Source organism: Porphyromonas sp. COT-239 OH1446, assembly GCF_000768875.1.
Classification (GTDB): domain Bacteria; phylum Bacteroidota; class Bacteroidia; order Bacteroidales; family Porphyromonadaceae; genus Porphyromonas.
In genome coordinates this window covers 224,724-242,000 of record NZ_JRAO01000010.1, presented here as the reverse complement: position 1 = coordinate 242,000, position 17,277 = coordinate 224,724, and the positions used below count along the sequence as shown (strand labels likewise).

At 52.9% G+C, this 17,277-nt stretch carries 12 protein-coding genes; 11 read left to right on the top strand and 1 reads right to left on the bottom strand.

Annotation, left to right across the window (positions count from 1 at the left end; genetic code table 11):
* Nucleotides 1-133: 133 nt before the first annotated feature.
* The 9 genes from HQ37_RS02685 (at nt 134) to HQ37_RS02640 (ending at nt 11,928) form a co-directional block, all read left to right on the top strand.
* The gene (locus HQ37_RS02685; RefSeq protein WP_036879989.1) at nt 134-2,173 is read left to right on the top strand and encodes a transketolase; all 2,040 of its coding nucleotides are present in this window, start codon (nt 134-136) and stop codon (nt 2,171-2,173) included.
* A gap of 22 nt (nt 2,174-2,195) precedes the next feature.
* Nucleotides 2,196-2,636 (top strand): ribose 5-phosphate isomerase B, encoded by a 441-nt coding sequence (gene rpiB, locus HQ37_RS02680; RefSeq protein WP_036880261.1) that lies wholly within the window; start codon nt 2,196-2,198, stop codon nt 2,634-2,636.
* 107 nt (nt 2,637-2,743) lie between these two features.
* Entirely contained in the window at nt 2,744-4,186 is a 1,443-nt protein-coding gene (locus HQ37_RS02675; protein WP_052080703.1) for an arylsulfatase, read from the top strand.
* A gap of 15 nt (nt 4,187-4,201) precedes the next feature.
* Nucleotides 4,202-5,359: an AI-2E family transporter gene (locus HQ37_RS02670; RefSeq protein WP_036879986.1), complete on the top strand. Its 1,158-nt coding sequence runs from the start codon at nt 4,202-4,204 to the stop codon at nt 5,357-5,359.
* Nucleotides 5,360-5,987: 628 nt separating this feature from the next.
* On the top strand, nt 5,988-6,506 hold the full coding sequence (locus HQ37_RS02665; RefSeq protein ID WP_036879982.1) for an isoprenylcysteine carboxyl methyltransferase family protein: 519 nt from the start codon (nt 5,988-5,990) through the stop codon (nt 6,504-6,506).
* 463 nt (nt 6,507-6,969) lie between these two features.
* Nucleotides 6,970-8,349: a UDP-N-acetylmuramoyl-L-alanine--D-glutamate ligase gene (gene murD / locus HQ37_RS02655; protein WP_369794059.1), complete on the top strand. Its 1,380-nt coding sequence runs from the start codon at nt 6,970-6,972 to the stop codon at nt 8,347-8,349.
* A 3-nt stretch (nt 8,350-8,352) separates the two neighbouring features.
* Nucleotides 8,353-9,621 (top strand): FtsW/RodA/SpoVE family cell cycle protein, encoded by a 1,269-nt coding sequence (locus tag HQ37_RS02650; RefSeq protein ID WP_081951732.1) that lies wholly within the window; start codon nt 8,353-8,355, stop codon nt 9,619-9,621.
* Nucleotides 9,622-9,645: 24 nt separating this feature from the next.
* Nucleotides 9,646-10,773, top strand: a complete 1,128-nt coding sequence (murG, locus tag HQ37_RS02645; RefSeq protein ID WP_200879447.1) for an undecaprenyldiphospho-muramoylpentapeptide beta-N-acetylglucosaminyltransferase — start codon at nt 9,646-9,648, stop codon at nt 10,771-10,773.
* Between the two features lie 36 nt (nt 10,774-10,809).
* Nucleotides 10,810-11,928 carry an LOG family protein gene (locus tag HQ37_RS02640; protein ID WP_052080702.1) on the top strand — a complete coding sequence of 373 codons (1,119 nt, stop codon included), beginning with the start codon at nt 10,810-10,812 and terminating at the stop codon, nt 11,926-11,928.
* Nucleotides 11,929-12,054: 126 nt separating this feature from the next.
* Here the strand turns inward: HQ37_RS02640 and miaB are convergent, their stop codons facing one another.
* Complete coding sequence (gene miaB / locus HQ37_RS02635) at nt 12,055-13,458, bottom strand: tRNA (N6-isopentenyl adenosine(37)-C2)-methylthiotransferase MiaB (protein WP_036879972.1); 1,404 nt, start codon at nt 13,456-13,458, stop codon at nt 12,055-12,057.
* Between the two features lie 461 nt (nt 13,459-13,919).
* On the opposite strand from miaB, the gene HQ37_RS02630 reads away from it, so the two are divergent.
* Together HQ37_RS02630 and HQ37_RS02625 are read left to right on the top strand one after the other, a co-directional pair.
* A complete protein-coding gene (locus HQ37_RS02630) occupies nt 13,920-16,196 on the top strand; it encodes an outer membrane beta-barrel protein (RefSeq protein WP_036879968.1) in 2,277 nt (758 codons plus the stop codon).
* A gap of 23 nt (nt 16,197-16,219) precedes the next feature.
* Nucleotides 16,220-17,206 carry an OmpA family protein gene (locus tag HQ37_RS02625; protein WP_081951731.1) on the top strand — a complete coding sequence of 329 codons (987 nt, stop codon included), beginning with the start codon at nt 16,220-16,222 and terminating at the stop codon, nt 17,204-17,206.
* Nucleotides 17,207-17,277 lie beyond the last annotated feature (71 nt).

Here is a 17,277-nt window from a genome sequence, read left to right as displayed (position 1 = left end):
GACATTGCTCTGAAGGGTTAGGTGTGTGGGAAATATTGCCTAACTTTGGGCTTGGTAATAGGGCCGATTGCACAAGACGGCAGAGATCCTGATCGCATTCACATAACAAACATATATCCTAAGCGTAAGCATCATGAACAGTATCGAACTGATGACTAAGGCCGCAGACAATATCCGTGTGCTGGCAGCCTCGATGGTAGAGAAAGCTAAGAGCGGACACCCTGGCGGTGCTATGGGCGGTGCGGACTTCATCAATGTCCTATTCTCCGAGTTCCTCATCTTCGACCCCAAGTCGCCTCGTTGGTTTGGGCGAGATCGTTTCTTCCTAGACCCAGGGCATATGTCGCCTATGCTCTATGCTCAGCTTGCGCTCGTCGGCAAGTACAGCATGCAGGAGCTACAGCAGTTCCGCCAGTGGGGTAGCCCTACGCCGGGACATCCCGAGGTAGATCCTGACCGAGGAGTTGAGAATACCTCAGGTCCTCTAGGTCAAGGGCACACCTATGCTGTGGGGGCAGCCATTGCGGCCAAGTTCCTCGAGCATAAGTTCGGCTGGATGATGAGCCAAACGATCTATGCCTACATCTCCGATGGGGGTATCCAGGAGGAGATCTCTCAAGGAGCTGGTCGCATCGCAGGTCATCTAGGCCTCGACAATCTGATCATGTACTATGATGCCAACGATGTACAGCTCTCTACTCGTGTGAGTGAGGTGGCTTCGGAGGATGTAGCGATGAAGTATCGTGCTTGGGGATGGCATGTGATTGATATTGATGGGCATGATGTGCCTGCTATTCGCCGAGCGCTTACCGAAGCCAAGGCTGTAGTGGGCAAGCCTACCCTCATTATTGGCCGTACAACAATGGCCAAGGGTGTGGTCGGGGCTGATGGCACCTCTTTTGAAGGAGCTGTGAGCACCCATGGTCAGCCCTTAACGGCCGCTGGTGCATGTATCGAGGCTACCATTAAAGGCTTGGGTGGAGACCCTGAGCATCCCTTCTCCATCTTCCCCGAGGTCGAGGCTCTCTATGCCCGCCGTATGGAAGAGCTAGAAACCCTCGCTCAGGAGCGAGCTGGAGAGGAGAAGCTTTGGAGAGCTGAGCATCCCGAGCTTGCCGAGAAGCTCGATCGTTGGTTCTCGGGAGAAGCCCCCAAGGTCGATTGGGATGCCATTGTGCAGAAGCCGAATCAGGCCACTCGTGCCGCCTCGGCCACGGTGCTGGGGGTGCTGGCAGATCAGGTGGAGAACATGATCGTCTCCTCAGCTGATCTCTCCAACTCGGACAAGACCGATGGCTTCCTCAAGAAGACTCGCGCGATGAGCCGTGGAGACTTCGGCGGAGCTTTTTTACAGCCTGGGGTGGCCGAACTGACAATGGCTTGCCTGTGTATCGGGATGGCTCTTCATGGCGGGGTAATCGCTGCCTGCGGTACTTTCTTCGTCTTCAGTGATTATATGAAGCCTGCGATCCGTATGGCTGCTCTGATGGAGTTGCCCGTGAAGTTCGTTTGGACGCACGATGCTTTCCGAGTAGGGGAGGACGGGCCTACCCACGAGCCTGTAGAGCAGGAGGCACAGATTCGCTTGATGGAGAAGCTACAGAACCATAGCGGGCGCAACAGCACTCTAGTACTTCGCCCCGCTGACGTGCAGGAGACAACCATGGCTTGGCGTTTGGCTATGGAGAACGTCGACACGCCTACGGCCCTCATCCTCTCTCGTCAGAATATCAACGACCTGCCCCTGCTGAACCCTATCAGTTGTCGCTACTGTGAGGCTGCCCAGGCCGCTCGAGGAGCTTATATCGTCTCTCGGGACGAGAACCCACAGGTAGTCCTCTTGGCCTCGGGCAGTGAAGTCTCTACCCTGGTCGATGGAGCAGAGTTGCTGCGTCGTGAGGGCATCCGCCTGCAGATCGTTTCGGTACCCTCGGAGGGCCTCTTCCGCCTGCAGGATAAGGCTTACCAAGATGAGGTATTGCCGCAAGGCATCAAACGCTTTGGGCTGACAGCAGGTCTCCCCGTTAATCTGCTGGGGCTCGTCGGAGAGCAGGGCAGCATTTGGGGGCTGAGCTCTTTCGGCTTCTCTGCGCCCTACAAGGTGTTGGATGAGAAGCTGGGCTTCACTGCTGAGAATGTCTACACGCAGGTGAAGAAGCTCATGGAATGCTAACCCCTCTGTCCTCGAATTGGATATGAAGACGAATAAACCCATCGGCCTATGTAGCGACCATGCTGGCTACGAGACCAAGGAGTTGGTCAAGGCCTACCTCGAGGGTAAGGGTATTGCCCTCCATGACTATGGTTGCTATAGCGACGAACGCTGTGACTACCCAGACTTCGCCCACGGCCTAGGTCGAGCTATAGATGTGGGCGAGGTGGACTATGGTATCGCCGTCTGTGGCTCGGGTAATGGGATCTCGATGGCCCTCAATAAGCATGCCTCGGTACGGGCCGCATTGTGCTGGTGTGCCGAGATCGCAGGCCTGGCTCGTGCTCATAACGATGCCAATGTGCTATCGATCCCAGGTCGCTTCGTCGATGAAGAGCTCTGTCGCTCGATCGTTGAGGCTTTCCTCTCGAGCGAGTTTGAGGGTGGTCGGCATGCTGGACGAGTGGCTAAGATCCCTCTCTAGTGCCCGAAAGCCGCTCTATGCTGCAAATACATCTGTAGAGGTATTGTCTCCACCAGGGGGGCGATACCTCTATGAGAATATAATCCTCCGCTAACAACCTATTGACAATGATGAAACGTGTACTTCTGCCCTCAGGGCTACTTCTCGCTCCTGCCCTTTTCTCCCTCTCCGCCGAGGCACAGACGAGGCAGCCTAATGTGATCTTCATCCTAGCCGATGACCTTGGCTATGGAGACCTCGGCTGTTATGGGCAGCAGCTCATCCTGACGCCTCGGCTCGATGCTATGAGTCGTGCAGGGATGCTCTTCACTGACTTCTATGCTGGTTGCTCGGTGAGTGCCCCCTCTCGAGCCTCGCTGATGACGGGGTTGCATACGGGACGGACGAGGATTCGAGGCAATAAGGAGGTTCAGCCCGAGGGACAGACCCCTATGGCCGATCGTGCGACGCTCGGCCGTCTCTTTCAGCAGGCTGGTTACCGCACAGGCATCTTTGGCAAGTGGGGGCTGGGTCATCCTGGCTCAGGTGCAGAGCCAGCGGATCGAGGCTTCGACCGCTTCTATGGCTACAACTGTCAGCGTGTCTCGCATAAGTACTACCCCGAGCATCTGTGGAGTGATCGGGAGCGTGTTCTCTTCGAGGAGAATGCGGGGGATGCTCGCAAGACCTATGCTCCAAGCCTCATCCAGGAGCAAGCCTTGCGGTTCATCGACGAATCGGCTCAGGAGGGCAAGCCCTTCTTCGCCATGCTGACCTATACGCTGCCCCATGCTGAGCTGAACCTCCCCCATGATGAATCCTACGCATACTACCGAGGTAAGCTGACGCCCAAGCCCTGGCAGGGTGGCCCTTCGGGCTATGGATCGACTCCTGATGCCCATGCCTCATTCGCCGCTATGGTTACGCTGCTGGATAGCTATGTCGGTCAGGTAGTCGATCGGATCAAGGAGCTGGGCCTTGAGGAGGATACACTCATCATTTTCACCAGCGACAATGGCCCTCATCGTGAGGGTGGGGCAGACCCTGAGTACTTCGATGGTAATGGCCCTCTGCGAGGGCATAAGAGAGATCTCTACGAAGGGGGGATTCGAGTACCGATGATCGCCTATTGGCCAGGGAGGATCACCCCCGAGAGTCGATGCAGTGTGCCAGGAGCTTTTTGGGACTTCATGCCCACCTTCGCCTCGATGCTCGGGGAGAAGCAACCTGAGACGAGTGGGGTAGATCTCATGCCCCTACTCTTGGGCCAGGCCAAGGCTAGAGCACGCAAGCAGGAGCGACCCCTGTACTGGGAGTTCCATGAGGAGGGAGGCAAGATGGCCCTGCGCCAGGGCAAATGGAAGCTGGTAGCCCTAAAGGTCAATAGCGACGCTCCCGTCTATGAACTTTACAATCTAGAGCAAGACCTCGGGGAGCAAAACAATTTGGCTGAGCAAGAGCCTCGCCGCCTGGAGCGTATGAAGCGACAGATGCAGCGCATGCACTCCCCCTCTGAGCTCTTCCCCTTCAAACATGAGCGAGTGGCTCAGCAACCGCTGGGCATGCCCTAATCCCATTGGTTCTCTATGGATAAGTTCTTGAATAAACCCTTTACGTTGGATCGTACGGTACGCATCCTGCTCATCAGCATTCTGGTGCTACTGTGCGTGATGGCTATCAGTGCGATCTGGGAGGTGCTGCTGCCCTTCCTCTTGGCAGGCATCTTCGCCTATGTGATGCTTCCGCTGGTGAAGTTTTTTCAGTACAAGGCTCGAGTCAAGTCTCGGGGTCTCTCGGTGCTGATCGTCTTTGTGCTGCTGGGGGTTGTGCTGGCCCTCGGCTTCATCTACCTGATCCCTTCGATCGAGGAGGAGATTGCCAAGACGCTCGAGGCCTTGAATGTCTACAATGGAGGGGGGCTGCTTGAGCTGATCCTTCCCGAGGGAATGCTCGCTATGCTCAAGGAGGCTGTCGATCTTGATCGCTTCTCGCAGGAGCTCTCGGTAGAGAATATCATGAAGACGATCGAGACGGCCTGGACGCAGGTCGGCTCGATCGTCGATAGTACGATCTCGGTCTTCTCGTGGGGGGTGGTCTTTGCCATGGGGATCGTGTACTTTATCTTCATCATGATCGACTTCGAGGGCCTAGCCAGTGGGATGATCGAGCTCTTCCCTCCCTCTATTCGGGGGTCGCTACATTCGGTGATGACGGAGATCGATTCGTACATGAATAGCTACTTTCGTGGGCAAGCACTCATTGCCCTGAGCGTGGGGCTACTGCTGAGCATTGGCTTCAATATCATAGATCTTCCGATGGCTACGGCTATGGGGATTCTGATCGGTCTCCTGAACTTCATCCCCTATATGCAGGCCCTGGGGGTAATCCCTTTGGCTTTTATGTCTGTGCTGATGAGTGCCCAGCAGGGTCAGGGAGTTTTCGTGTGCCTGCTCCTGGCCTTTGGAGTGCTCTTTATCGTTCAGGTAATTCAGGAGACGATCCTTGTGCCCAAGATTATGGGGGAGAAGATGGGGATGCGTCCTTCGCTCATCCTCCTCTCACTCTCGGTGTGGGGGTATCTGCTCGGCTTCTTCGGGATGCTGGTTGCCCTACCTCTGACGATGTCTCTGTACTCGATTTACATGCGCTACGTCCTCCGGGACGAAGCCTACATAGCCCTCATAGATGCTAAGCTCAAGAGGGATCGAGAGCGTAGGGAGGCTCGCAAAAAGGCCAAGAAATAATGTAAGATAGATCCTCTCCCTCGACGAGGTGGAGGTCGATAGAGGGATAGGGAGTAGCCCATGTGGGCTACTCCCTACTTTTTGTCTCTAGAAATAAATTCAAGAATTTAATCCGTTGAGGTAGAGTATGTATTGGGGGGGACGATAAAATATTGCTTCTCTCGATGCAAGGAAACCAGTAGCTTCGCATTTTACATGTAGTTGCGCCTCTGCTCTTGAGAGGATCGCCCTCATTGAGATGAAGCCGAAGGACTGAAGGCTGAGTGTCCGATAGGATCTCGACTGAGAGGTTAGATGGCGATTCTTCTGAACTCCCAGTAGACCTACGCCTAAGAGCCTATATAGGATCTCACTCGAGGCTCAAGTAGGATCTCATTTGAGGTCTAAGTAGGATCTCACTGAAGACTCAAGTAGGAGCTCCATAGAGCTCCTTTCGGGCTCACTAGAGCAGCCACGATGCACAGGGGAGAGGCTCCTCGAGGCAGGGAGGGGATGGATTATCATGTATCAAGCTCCATAGATTGCGGCGAATATTTTTGGAGGCAAGCCCTAACCCCCAATCAAACTTCAAGAAACGAATGACTACGAATTTATTTTTAATCACAAACTAATTAGTATTGTTATCGGTATGCAATATATCATTACGACCTTCGCCATCTTCTTCATTCTGCGCCTCCTCTCGCTCTCGTACTCGATCCGCAACGAGAAGTTGCTGCTTCGGAAGGGGGCTGTTCAGTACGGTAAGTTCAATTCACTCCTGCTCACCCTGGCCCATATTGCCTATTACTTCTCGGCTCTATACGAGGCCTATCGCTCGGGGGTAGACTACAACGAGATCTCTGCCTGGGGGACAGGGGTGATGACCTTTGCCTACCTCATGCTCTTCTATGTGATCTATAAGCTCCGAGACGTGTGGACGCTTAAGCTCTACATCGTCCCCAATCAGCGTATTGAGCGTAGCTTCCTCTTCCGCACTGTGCGTCATCCGAACTACTTCCTCAACATCATCCCTGAGCTCATCGGTGTTGCCCTGCTCTGTAATGCCTGGATGACGCTCCTGCTGGGTCTACCGCTCTATATGATTCTCTTGGTGGTACGCATCCGACAGGAGGAGCAGGCCATGAAAGGTCTTTGGGCTGCTGAATAAACTGCTCCAAACATCTCAAGGGCTCGCCTCCTAGGGCGTAGGGCTCAGGCATTCGCCTGGGCCCTACGCCCTGTCTGTTTGTTTCCGTATATGTTGCTGTTGAGGCCTCCGCTTGTTTCTTTAGCTGAGATAAGATCCATTGTAACTATCTCAGGTCTCTACAAGGGTATCGCTTCTTGCCGTTATCGGCAAGAAGTAGGGGCGTCGAAGGCTCTGCGCAGGCATCCCTTGCCGATAGTCCCCCGGCCCTCCACGCATGGGGGCATCCCTCTCTTGATCGGAGCTCAGGGCAGCTCGCAAGAGCTTTGGGCTCTTGATTTGCTTGCACAACTGGATAAATTTGGCGAATATTGCAAATCGATGTTCACACCATCATCCCTCCATCTAGGCTTGTCTCGATAGATCCACTCTCGAGGGGGCTAGAGGAGCGAAATAATTCATTCAAAATAAGCCATTACAGCAAATGATGAGCGAACTACAACAGTACGATATAGTCGTCCTCGGCGCAGGGGAGAGCGGCGTCGGTGCAGCCCTGCTCTGCCAAAGTCGAGGTATGAGGGTCTTCGTCTCCGATTATGGTCAGATCGCAGACAAATACAAAGCCGAGCTAGAGGCTGCTGGCATCCCCTACGAGGAGGGTCAGCACAGTCAGCAGACGATCCTCTCGGCCAAAGAGGTGGTCAAGTCGCCTGGCATCCCGAACAAAGCCCCCATCATCCGTGCCCTCAGAAACCAGGGGATACCGATCATCTCCGAGATCGAGCTCGCCCTGCGCCATACCGATGCCAAGATCATCGGGATCACTGGGAGCAATGGCAAGACCACTACGACCATGTGGCTACATCACATCCTCTCGGGTGCTGGGATGCGGGTTGGTTTGGCAGGCAATGTCGGCTTTAGCCTGGCTCGGCAGGTGATCTCGCCCGAGCAGCCCGAGTATTATGTCGTCGAGCTGAGTAGCTTCCAGCTGGATGACATGTATCGTGCGCATATCCATATCGCTCTGGTAATGAATATTACCCCCGACCACCTCGATCGCTACAACTACGACATGGAGCAATATGCCCTGGCGAAGATGCGTATCTTGCAAAATCAAGGCCCTTCAGATGCTTTCATCTATTGGGGCGAGGATGAGTTCATCGCTCGCTATGTAGCAGCCCATCAGCCCATGCCGATGCAGCTACTGGCCTTCCATACCTACTCGCAGGTAGGCTCGGCCGCAGACAAGAGCGACGACAATGTGATGCGCATCCACTTCGATGATATAGCTTTCGAATTGCCCATCTCGGAGCTTGCCCTACAAGGCCCTCACAATCTACAGAATGCCATGGCTGCCTCCATCGCTGCCCTTCGACTAGGGGTGTCGGCCGAGCACCTGCGGCAGGCCCTCAAGGACTTCATCAACGTCCCCCACAGACTGGAGAAGATCGCCGTCGTCGATGGGGTGCGCTACATCAACGACTCCAAGGCTACAAATATTAGTTCGACCTACTATGCTTTGCGCACCATGACGACACCCTACGTCCTCATCCTCGGAGGGCAGGACAAGGGCAACAACTACGAGGAGATCGCCCCTCAGATCGAGGCTCTAGCCCGAGGCCTGATCTTCCTCGGCGTGGACAATACGAAGCTGCACGCAGCCTTTGATCATCGTGTCGCTCGCATCTCCGAGGCTCGTTCTATGGCCGAGGCCATCCGGCTGGCCCGAGAAATGGCTCATCGGGGCGATACAGTCCTCCTCTCGCCTGCCTGTGCGAGCTTCGACCTCTTCGATAACTACATGCACCGAGGGGATTGCTTTCGCAGCGAAGTCCTCGCCCTCGAGGGGCAGTCAAAGCCTTAGCCCATGAGTAATCAGACCAGACCTCTGCGCACGGAAGGCATATTGAGTAAGATTTTCGAAGGGGACAAGCGGTTGTGGCTGCTCTATGCTACCTTCATCATCGTCTCCTTCTTCGCAGTCTCGAGTGCCTCGAGTGCTCGAATGTACAGCTTCCTCATGAGCCAGCAGGGGACAAACCCTGTCTTCAAGCATGTTGTCGTACTGCTCTTCTGTCTGGGGACGGCTGTCATTGTCTCCAAATTCCCCGTTGAGTGGTATCGGAGGAAGAAGTATCTCCTGGCTCTTATAGTCGGTGTGTTCATCGTAGCCCTGTGGCTTAACCCTACGGAGGCCAACCAGGCCTCTCGATGGACGAGGATCATGGGAATATCGATTCAGCCCTCTGAGTTCTTCAAGCTTATCATCGTGCTTTATGGGGCCGAGATCGGAGCGAAGGTGGCTAAGATGCGCCGAGAGCACTTCCCCCTAGCCAAGAAGTATGCCCACCTTTTCTTCTTGATCTATTGGTTTGTGATTGTTGCTATTACGCTCTCCATCAATCTGACCAATCTCTCGACGACCTTCATCCTGATTTCGTTCCTATTCCTCTATACGATTACTCTTAGAGCCCCCCTCTCCTTCATTCTCCGAGTCTTTGTCCTGCTCTTCGTCGCAGGGGCATTGCTCGTCTCAGCTCTACTCTTTATCCCTGAGGATACGTTGCGCAAGATCCACCACAGATCGCCTGTGTGGCAGCAGCGTCTGTACCATATTGCAGAAGATCCCTCCTCAGACAAGGAATACTACAACCTAGAGGAGGGAAGCACTCAGAGCAAGCTGGCACTTGTGGCTATCTCTAGAGGACAAGTCCCCAGTGGTTTGGGCAAGAGCAAGACAAGAGATTATCTGCCCCTGGCCTATTCGGACTATATCTACGCCATCATCGTCGAGGAGTGGGGAGTCGTCGGGATGCTCTTCGTCCCCTCGCTCTATCTGCTTTGGTTTCTTTGGGTTGGTAGGCTTGCCCAGCGAGAGGAGAACATGTATCGACGCTACGTCCTCTTGGGCTTTGGGCTCTTGTATCCCTTCTCAGCTCTGATCAACCTCATGGTAGCCTCTGGTATGTTTATCACGGGGCAGCCTCTGCCACTCATTAGCGACGGCGGTTCATCCTATCTTAGTGCTAGCATTGCGGTGGGTATTGTGATCGGGATCTCTCGCTCACAGACCAAGATCAGAGAGCTCGACCGCAGAGAGCAAGAGATCCTTAGTGCTGCAGAGACAGAGGCTTAGATGGACTTCTATGATAATCATCAAATGAATATGGAGCAAACAATTCATCCCAAGCGTGTTATCATCAGTGGTGGCGGCACAGGGGGGCATATTTTCCCTGCGATCTCTATCGCCGATACCCTACGCAAGCGTTATCCCGACATCAAGATCCTCTTCGTTGGTGCGGAGGGGAGGATGGAGATGCAGCGTGTCCCAGCGGCTGGCTATGAAATCGTTGGGTTGCCCGTCGAAGGCTTTCACCGCAAGCAGATCTGGCGCAATGTCTCGGTCCTACGCAAGTTCGCTCGAGCCCTTGTTATGGCTCGAGCCCTCGTGCGCTCCTTCGCTCCAGATGTAGTTATAGGGGTAGGGGGCTATGCCAGTGCACCCACCCTCAAAGCGGCTCAGAGCCTAGGTGTCCCAACTCTCATCCAGGAGCAGAATTCCTATGCCGGGGTGAGCAATAAGCTCCTGGCTCGTAGGGCCAATCGCATTTGTGTGGCCTACCCAGATATGGAACGCTTCTTCCGCAAGGACAAGATCGCCCTAACGGGCAATCCCATCCGCCCTCAGATCGAATTCTTGACGGCCACTCGAGCTGAGGCCTTGGCTTACTTTGGCTTCCCCAAAGACGTTGGAGAGGTCGTCCTAATTGTCGGTGGGAGCCTCGGGGCTAGAACGATCAACGAGAGTATTGCCTCCTCGCTCAAGCTCTGGGCAAGCTCTGGGGCGGCACTCATCTGGCAGACGGGGCGTCTGTATCAAGAGCAGGCCCGCCTGGCTCTTGTCGATTATCCTGGGCGGTACTATTGCTCGGCCTTCATTGATCGGATGGACTATGCCTATCTCCTGGCCGATGTGGTGATCTCTCGGGCTGGGGCTTGCTCGATCTCTGAGCTTTGCCTCCTGGGTAAGCCCAGTATTCTCGTTCCTTCGCCCAACGTAGCCGAGGATCATCAGACGAAAAATGCCCTGGCCCTCTCTAGTCGAGGGGCTGCAATCCTCATCCCCGATGCGGAGGCTGTCGAACGCCTCAGCTCGGTTGCCCTTGAGCTTCTGGCCGACAAGACGAGGCGAGAGAGCCTACAGGTCGAGATCCTTGGCCTCTCGGAGCCTCGAGCTGCAGAACGCATCGTAGACGAGGTAGAGCAGCTCTGTCGTAAGGAGTTGTAAACGGAGGCTTGGAAGCTAGGATAACCGCCTGAGTTCATGAAACTATACGAAGACCTCTCCGATCTGAGAAACCTTTTCAAGGAAGAGGAGATCCGTGATGTTGCCTTCCAAGGGATAGACTTCTCCTCGGTCGAGAGGGATATGCTCGAGACCAAGTATGTCGAGTGCCTCTTCTTGGGCTGCAAGATCTCGCCCAGCCTGATGCTTCATCTCTACGAGCATAACTACATCTTCCCTAGTCTTAACGTCCCCTACAAGACCTACCCCGAGGAGCTCTACACAGGCCTTTCCCTCTACGAAGGCTACCACTGGGAGCGACCTGAGAGCTATGTCTCCTGCTATGACAAGCGAGTCTATGACCACTATGTGGCCTCTACCCACAGACAATCACTCTTAGACTCGCTCTCGCAAGCCTTGCATGATCATTCTATATCAGAGAATTTGACGAAGCTCCTAGAGGACTATTCGGCCCACAAAATCGTCGCCATCATGGGCGGTCATGGATTGAGCCGCACCTCACCGATGTTTCGTCAGATTGCTCAGCTCTCGAGTCAGCTTACAGAGCGAGGCTACCTGATGCTCTCTGGTGGAGGCCCAGGGGCTATGGAGGCAACCCATCTCGGAGCATGGCTGGCAGGTCGTAGTGAACATACCCTCGGAGAAGCCCTAGCGATCCTTGCCCGAGCCCCCAAGTATGCCGACGAGGGCTGGCTCGAGACAGCCTTCGAGGTCATTGATCGCTATCCGAACCTAGGCTATGATAGTCTCGGAATACCCACTTGGCATTACGGTCATGAGCTGGCAACCCCTTTCGCTACTAAGATCGCCAAGTACTTTGCCAATAGCATTCGTGAGGAGGGCCTCTTGGCTGTCGCTCGAGGAGGGGTGATTTATTCGCCTGGCAGTGCGGGTACGATGCAGGAGATCTTTCAGGATCTAGCTCAGAACCATTATGTCAGCTATGGTGTAGCTAGCCCGATGATCTTCCTTGGCGAGAGCTATTGGACTAGAGAGAAGCCCATTTATCCGCTTATCGAAGAGCTCTCTACCTCGGGCAAGCTCAAGCATATTATCCTCTCGATCACAGATAGCAACGAGGAGATTATTGCCGAGCTGGAGCGATTTGCTGGAAGCCTCCCTGCCCCTCGTCCTTGAGGTGGAGAGAGCTTATAGATCAAAAAATAGACGCCATACCTCGATGGGTATGGCGTCGTATTTGTTTGTCTGTCCCTAGACCTTCGGGGGTTGTCCTTAGCGAGTCGCTTATGTCCTTGGGAAGGCCTAGTCCTGAGGCTTGGGGGAGTAGCCCTCTGCTGGGCGTATAGGCTTGCCAATGAGGGTCGCTGAGGTAGCAGCCTCGACGACGACCTCGACGAATTGCCCAATGCGGTAGCCTTGCTTGTCGAAGACCACGACCTTATTCTGCTGCGTTCGGCCGAAGAGCTGCTCTCGTGAACGCTTACTGAAGCCCTCAACGAGTACCTCGACGGTCTTTCCAATATCTCTGAGATTGCTCTCGAGCGAGAGCTTGTTTTGTAGGTCGATCATCTCCTGTAGACGGCGTAGCTTCGTCTCCTCGGGTACATTATCCTCTAGGTATTTGGCTGCATAGGTGCCGGGACGCTCTGAATACTTGAACATAAACGAGCTGTCGTAACCCACCTCTTGCATCAGGCGTAGGGTGTCCTGGAAGTCCTCCTCGCTCTCGTCATGGAAGCCACAGAAGAGATCCGAGCTTAGGGCACAGTCGGGCATAGCCTCTCGGATGATCCTTACACGATCTAAGTACCACTGACGTGTATAGTTGCGCTTCATTAGCTTGAGGATACGATCGCTACCCGACTGGGCTGGGAAGTGGATATGCCGACAGATATTCGGATACTTCGCCATCGTAGCGATGGCCTTGTCGTCCATATCCTTGGGGTGGGGTGAAGTGAAGCGGATGCGCATCTCAGGGACTGCCTCGGCTACCGCCGAGAGGAGGTCGGCAAAGTCATAGATACGCTCTCCCGAGTCGTAGCGATACGAATTGACATTCTGCCCAAGTAGGGTTACCTCTCGATAATTCTTTTCCCTGAGATCGAGCACCTCTCGTAGGATGCTATCAATCTCTCTACTACGCTCCCGACCACGGGTATAGGGGACGATGCAGTAGGAGCAGAAATTATTGCAGCCTCGCATGATCGACACAAAGCCAGAGATGTGCACACCACTCATTTTCAGAGGCATGACATCTTTGTAGGTCTCTTGGGTGGAGAGTTTGACGTTGATGGCTCGCTCGCCTCGCTCGACAGCCCCGACTAGATTGGGCAGATCTAGGTAGCTGTCTGGCCCGACGACGAGGTCTACACCATATTTGTCGATCAGTTCGTCCTTGACTCGCTCGGCCATACAGCCTAGGATGCCTAGCACCAATCCCTTGCGATGCTTGCGGCGTAGGGTGTTGTAGTACTCGATGCGGTTGAGTACCTTTTGCTCGGCATTCTCTCGCACCGAACAGGTGTTGATGAAGATCGCATCGGCATCGTCTGGATGCTCAACCAAATGAAACCCATCCATCTGCATGATGGAGGCTACAACTTCGCTGTCAGCTACGTTCATTTGGCATCCATAGGTCTCGATGTAGAGACTTTTGTCCGTTACTGCTTGGGCGGATTTAGAGTCCGCTGTCATTGCATTGCTCATACTAATAAACCATGTTTGAGATATTATAACAGAGATTAGGCTTGGTAAGTTCGGATATTCTGCTTACATTTGCGTTGGAAAATGTAAGATTTTTCATAGTTAAGGTTTTGGTTAAATAGGTTGGAGTAGATCGGGAGGTTTGCTCCAATTCTTTTTGTATTGAGTGATATCCTACTGGTGCGCCTGATATTACCTAATGGCTTCCTATTGATCGCCCTATCTTAAGCTCATATTTTCTTCTACTTGTCCTAATCCTAGTGTGTTTGACTTCTTGAGACTCTTTCTGTGGCTTTCGAGTAGTTGTAGGTGAAAATAAAAAATCTTGTTCGTGAGATACTTTTTTTGTGATATGGGTCGATATTTCCTCTTAAAGAACGAAGATAATTCATAACAATGTATTACCTTTGCAAGGTAATGAAGATTACAATGACAATAGTTATAAACCTATTAAAGTGAAATTTATGGGCAAGAAAAAGACTTTGGCACTTTGTGCTGCAATCCTGCTGAGCTTTGGCGTTAAGGCTAATGCTCAGGTCAAGGACGTGAGCTTTACGGCTTCGCCTGTGCTTGGGTACACCTGGTGGCACAACAACCTTAATATGGGTGATACCCCCTATTATGGTGTGCGTGCAGGCATCGGGCTAGGTCCTCTCATTGAGTTCCGTGCTCTCTATGAGAGAAGCTACAACCTCAAGGGAAAGCTCAAGGGCTCTTCTTGGGGAGCTTTACAGAGTATAGCCGATAAGCTGGAGGATGCTAAGATCCACATCGATCGCCTCGGGGGAGAGGTTAAGCTGAACCTATGGGATGGCACAGCTTTAACCCCTTACTTGACAGCTGGGGGTGGTCTGATGAACTTCAAGTATGACTACCCCGTTGCTCCAGGCAAGTATAAGGAGGAGCAGCTCTATGGATCTATCGGTGCTGGTGCTAAGATCAACTTGGCACGTCGCATCGCTCTCACGTTGGAGGGACGCAATATCTTCTTCAACGTAGACAAAAACAATCATTACCTAGCCGCTGGGGCATCTAAGAATGGTCGCCTTCACAACTGGGCCGCACAGGCCTCCCTCGACTTCTACTTCGGCGGTACGAGCGAGTATCCTAAGGATGCCGTTTCTCGTGCCTATCGAGATGCTTTTGCTGGAGGCTATCGTGGCATGAAGTTCTCTCTCGAGCCAGGTGTGGCCTATATCAACTTCAACGATAAGTCTATCTTCCGCAATCAGTGGTTTGTCGGAGGATCTTTGGGTGTAGACCTCAATCCTCTGATCGGGGTGCGTGGTTACTATTACCGTGCGGCTCAGAGCCCAAGGACGAGGAAGCTCAAGACCTCTGATCATATGCAGCTCTTCGGAGGTAAGTTCATTGGTCGTCTTAACTTCCCTCAGGGGGTAACCCCTTACATCAGCATGGGTGCTGGTTACATGCTTGTAGATAAGGATAACTATGTCGACAAGTTCGGTACTCGTCTCGGACGTAGTGGCCTTTATGCTACTGCTGGTGCTGGTATCGATATGCCTCTGCATCGCTCTGTCGCTGCCTATGTCGCTGTAGATGCCATGCTCAATAGACAGGACAATCCTAACATTAAGAGAATCCTTGAGCCTAGCCAGGTAAATCTGAGCATGATGTATCAGGCTGGTATCCGCTTCCACTTCGGATCTCCCTCTCCTAACCCAAGAGATGTCTACCGCAACTACATTACTAGTGCCCGTGGTGCTGCTCGTGAGGCCAATATGAGTGAGATTAACAAGCTGCGTGCTGAATATGAAAGCCGTATCGCTAAACTGAATAGAGAGCTGGAAGAGGCTGCTAGAAACCATGATGCAGAGAAGGTATCTCGTATCATTGAGGAGAAGAATGCCCTCGACAACATCAAGTCGATCAAGAGTGAAGAGATCATCAGAACTGAGTATGCTTATCCAAAGGATATTGTTCTGACTACTTCTCAGTTCGAGAGCCTTGTACGTCGTGTGGTATCCGAAGTCAAGGGTGCAAACGCTCAGACCATCACCAATGCCAATGTGATGGGTAGCAGCCTGACGGATCTTGACAAGATCCTTCTGATCAACGCTCTTAGTCAGGCTAAGTATCGTCAGCATCTTGCTCCCCAGCAGATTGTCATGCCAGCGGTTAAAAAGGATGACAGCAAGACTGAACAGCTACTTGAGCGTATGGAAGAGCTAGTTCGTCGTGTAGACCGCCTCGACCGTTCTAATCGTGATCTTCGTGATGTAACTCTTCAGAGTCAGGTGCTTAATGCTCCTGTAGCTCCTATAATCCAAGAGGTGCGTACGCCATCTGGCGATGATGTAGTTCTTGTAACTAGTGCTAGAGAGCCTGTTCTAAGATTTAGAGGGCTTACCCTCTTCACTGGTCCTAGCTTCGGAGACCATACTACTTGGAATTTGGGCCTACGTCCTATCTTCCAGATTGGCCGTTCGGACTTTGCCTTTGCTCCAGAGACTTTTATCGGTCTTGGTTCCAATGATGGCTTCGGTCTCTCTGCTAACGTGCTCTATGGCTTCCGTATTGGCAAAATACTACCCCTCAAGCCTTATGTGGGTGTAGGTCTTGGCTATACGGACATCAATAGCACAGTGCGCTTCGGTACTAACGTAATCGTAGGTACTTACTTTACCGACATTCTTGGCGGTAAGCTGAGCGTTGATTACTCTATACGTAATGCCTTCAAGAACAATCAGATCTCTGTAGGTTATACGTTCAACTTCTAATCACTTAATCCCTTTAAGAGATTATGAAAGCGAAAGTATTATTTAGCATCCTCGGCCTGTGTGCCTGGTCGTTTTGTGGTACTCCGAGTGCCCAAGCCTCTAGTGTTGCACGCCCCGACTCCTTGATCGTTATCAGTGAGCAAGAGCTCATCGACGGACTAAGGGCTATTGCTGAGGCTGCTGCCAAGGAGCAGAAGGTTCAGCGTAGTGGTAAAGATGGCCTTACCGCTGAGGATATGAGGCTACTCAAGTATCAGATGTTGCTCAATGCTCTTGGCTTGGGCGCAGTTGATATGCAGCACCCTGTCCAGGTTCAGCATACGCATACTACAGCTGAGTGTGCTGTTTGTGCCGCAAATAGGAGAGGTGGGGCGGCAGCCTCTAGGTACGATGATGAGCGTCTTGAACGTCTTGAGCGAGCTATCGACCTGCTTCTTTCCCAGCATCTTGCTAAAGATCCTAGAGCTTCTGTGCTCATCCGATCTAAGGAGAAGAAGGACACTGTAGCCAAGGTCGTGCCCATGATGCCTCTGCAGCCTGCAGAGCAAAAGCCCGATCCTCGTATCGGAGAGCTTCAGCGCAAGATCGATGAGCTCCTCGCTCTCAAGGACGAGCTTACTAAGCCTAAGATCAATACGGTTGTAGAGATGCGTACGGACACCATCCTTAAGCCTATTGGCTTCAAGCGTCAGGTGTTCTTTGCTCAGGGTAGCTCTCGTCTCTCTACGGCAGCTCGTAAGAGTCTGGGCGATGTGGTTCTGATGATGTCTCGTGATCATAGCCTTGTGATGCGATTGACAGGCTTTGCCTCTCCAGAGGGTAGCAAGGCTCTGAACCAACGTCTCTCAGATCAGCGTAGCCGTGCCGTGCGCGAGTTCCTCATCGCTTCTGGTATAGAGGAGCATAGGCTGATCACTGTTGCTGCAGGTGTTGATGCTACTCAGGATCTGCGTACAGTTGCTCGTCGAGTAGATATCGAGTTGGCTCGTCGAGAGGTACATCGTCATTAAGAGATCTCAGTTGAGATTGTAATAAACACACTAGGGGGTGTGGCTTTATGCCACACCCCCTAGTGTGTATT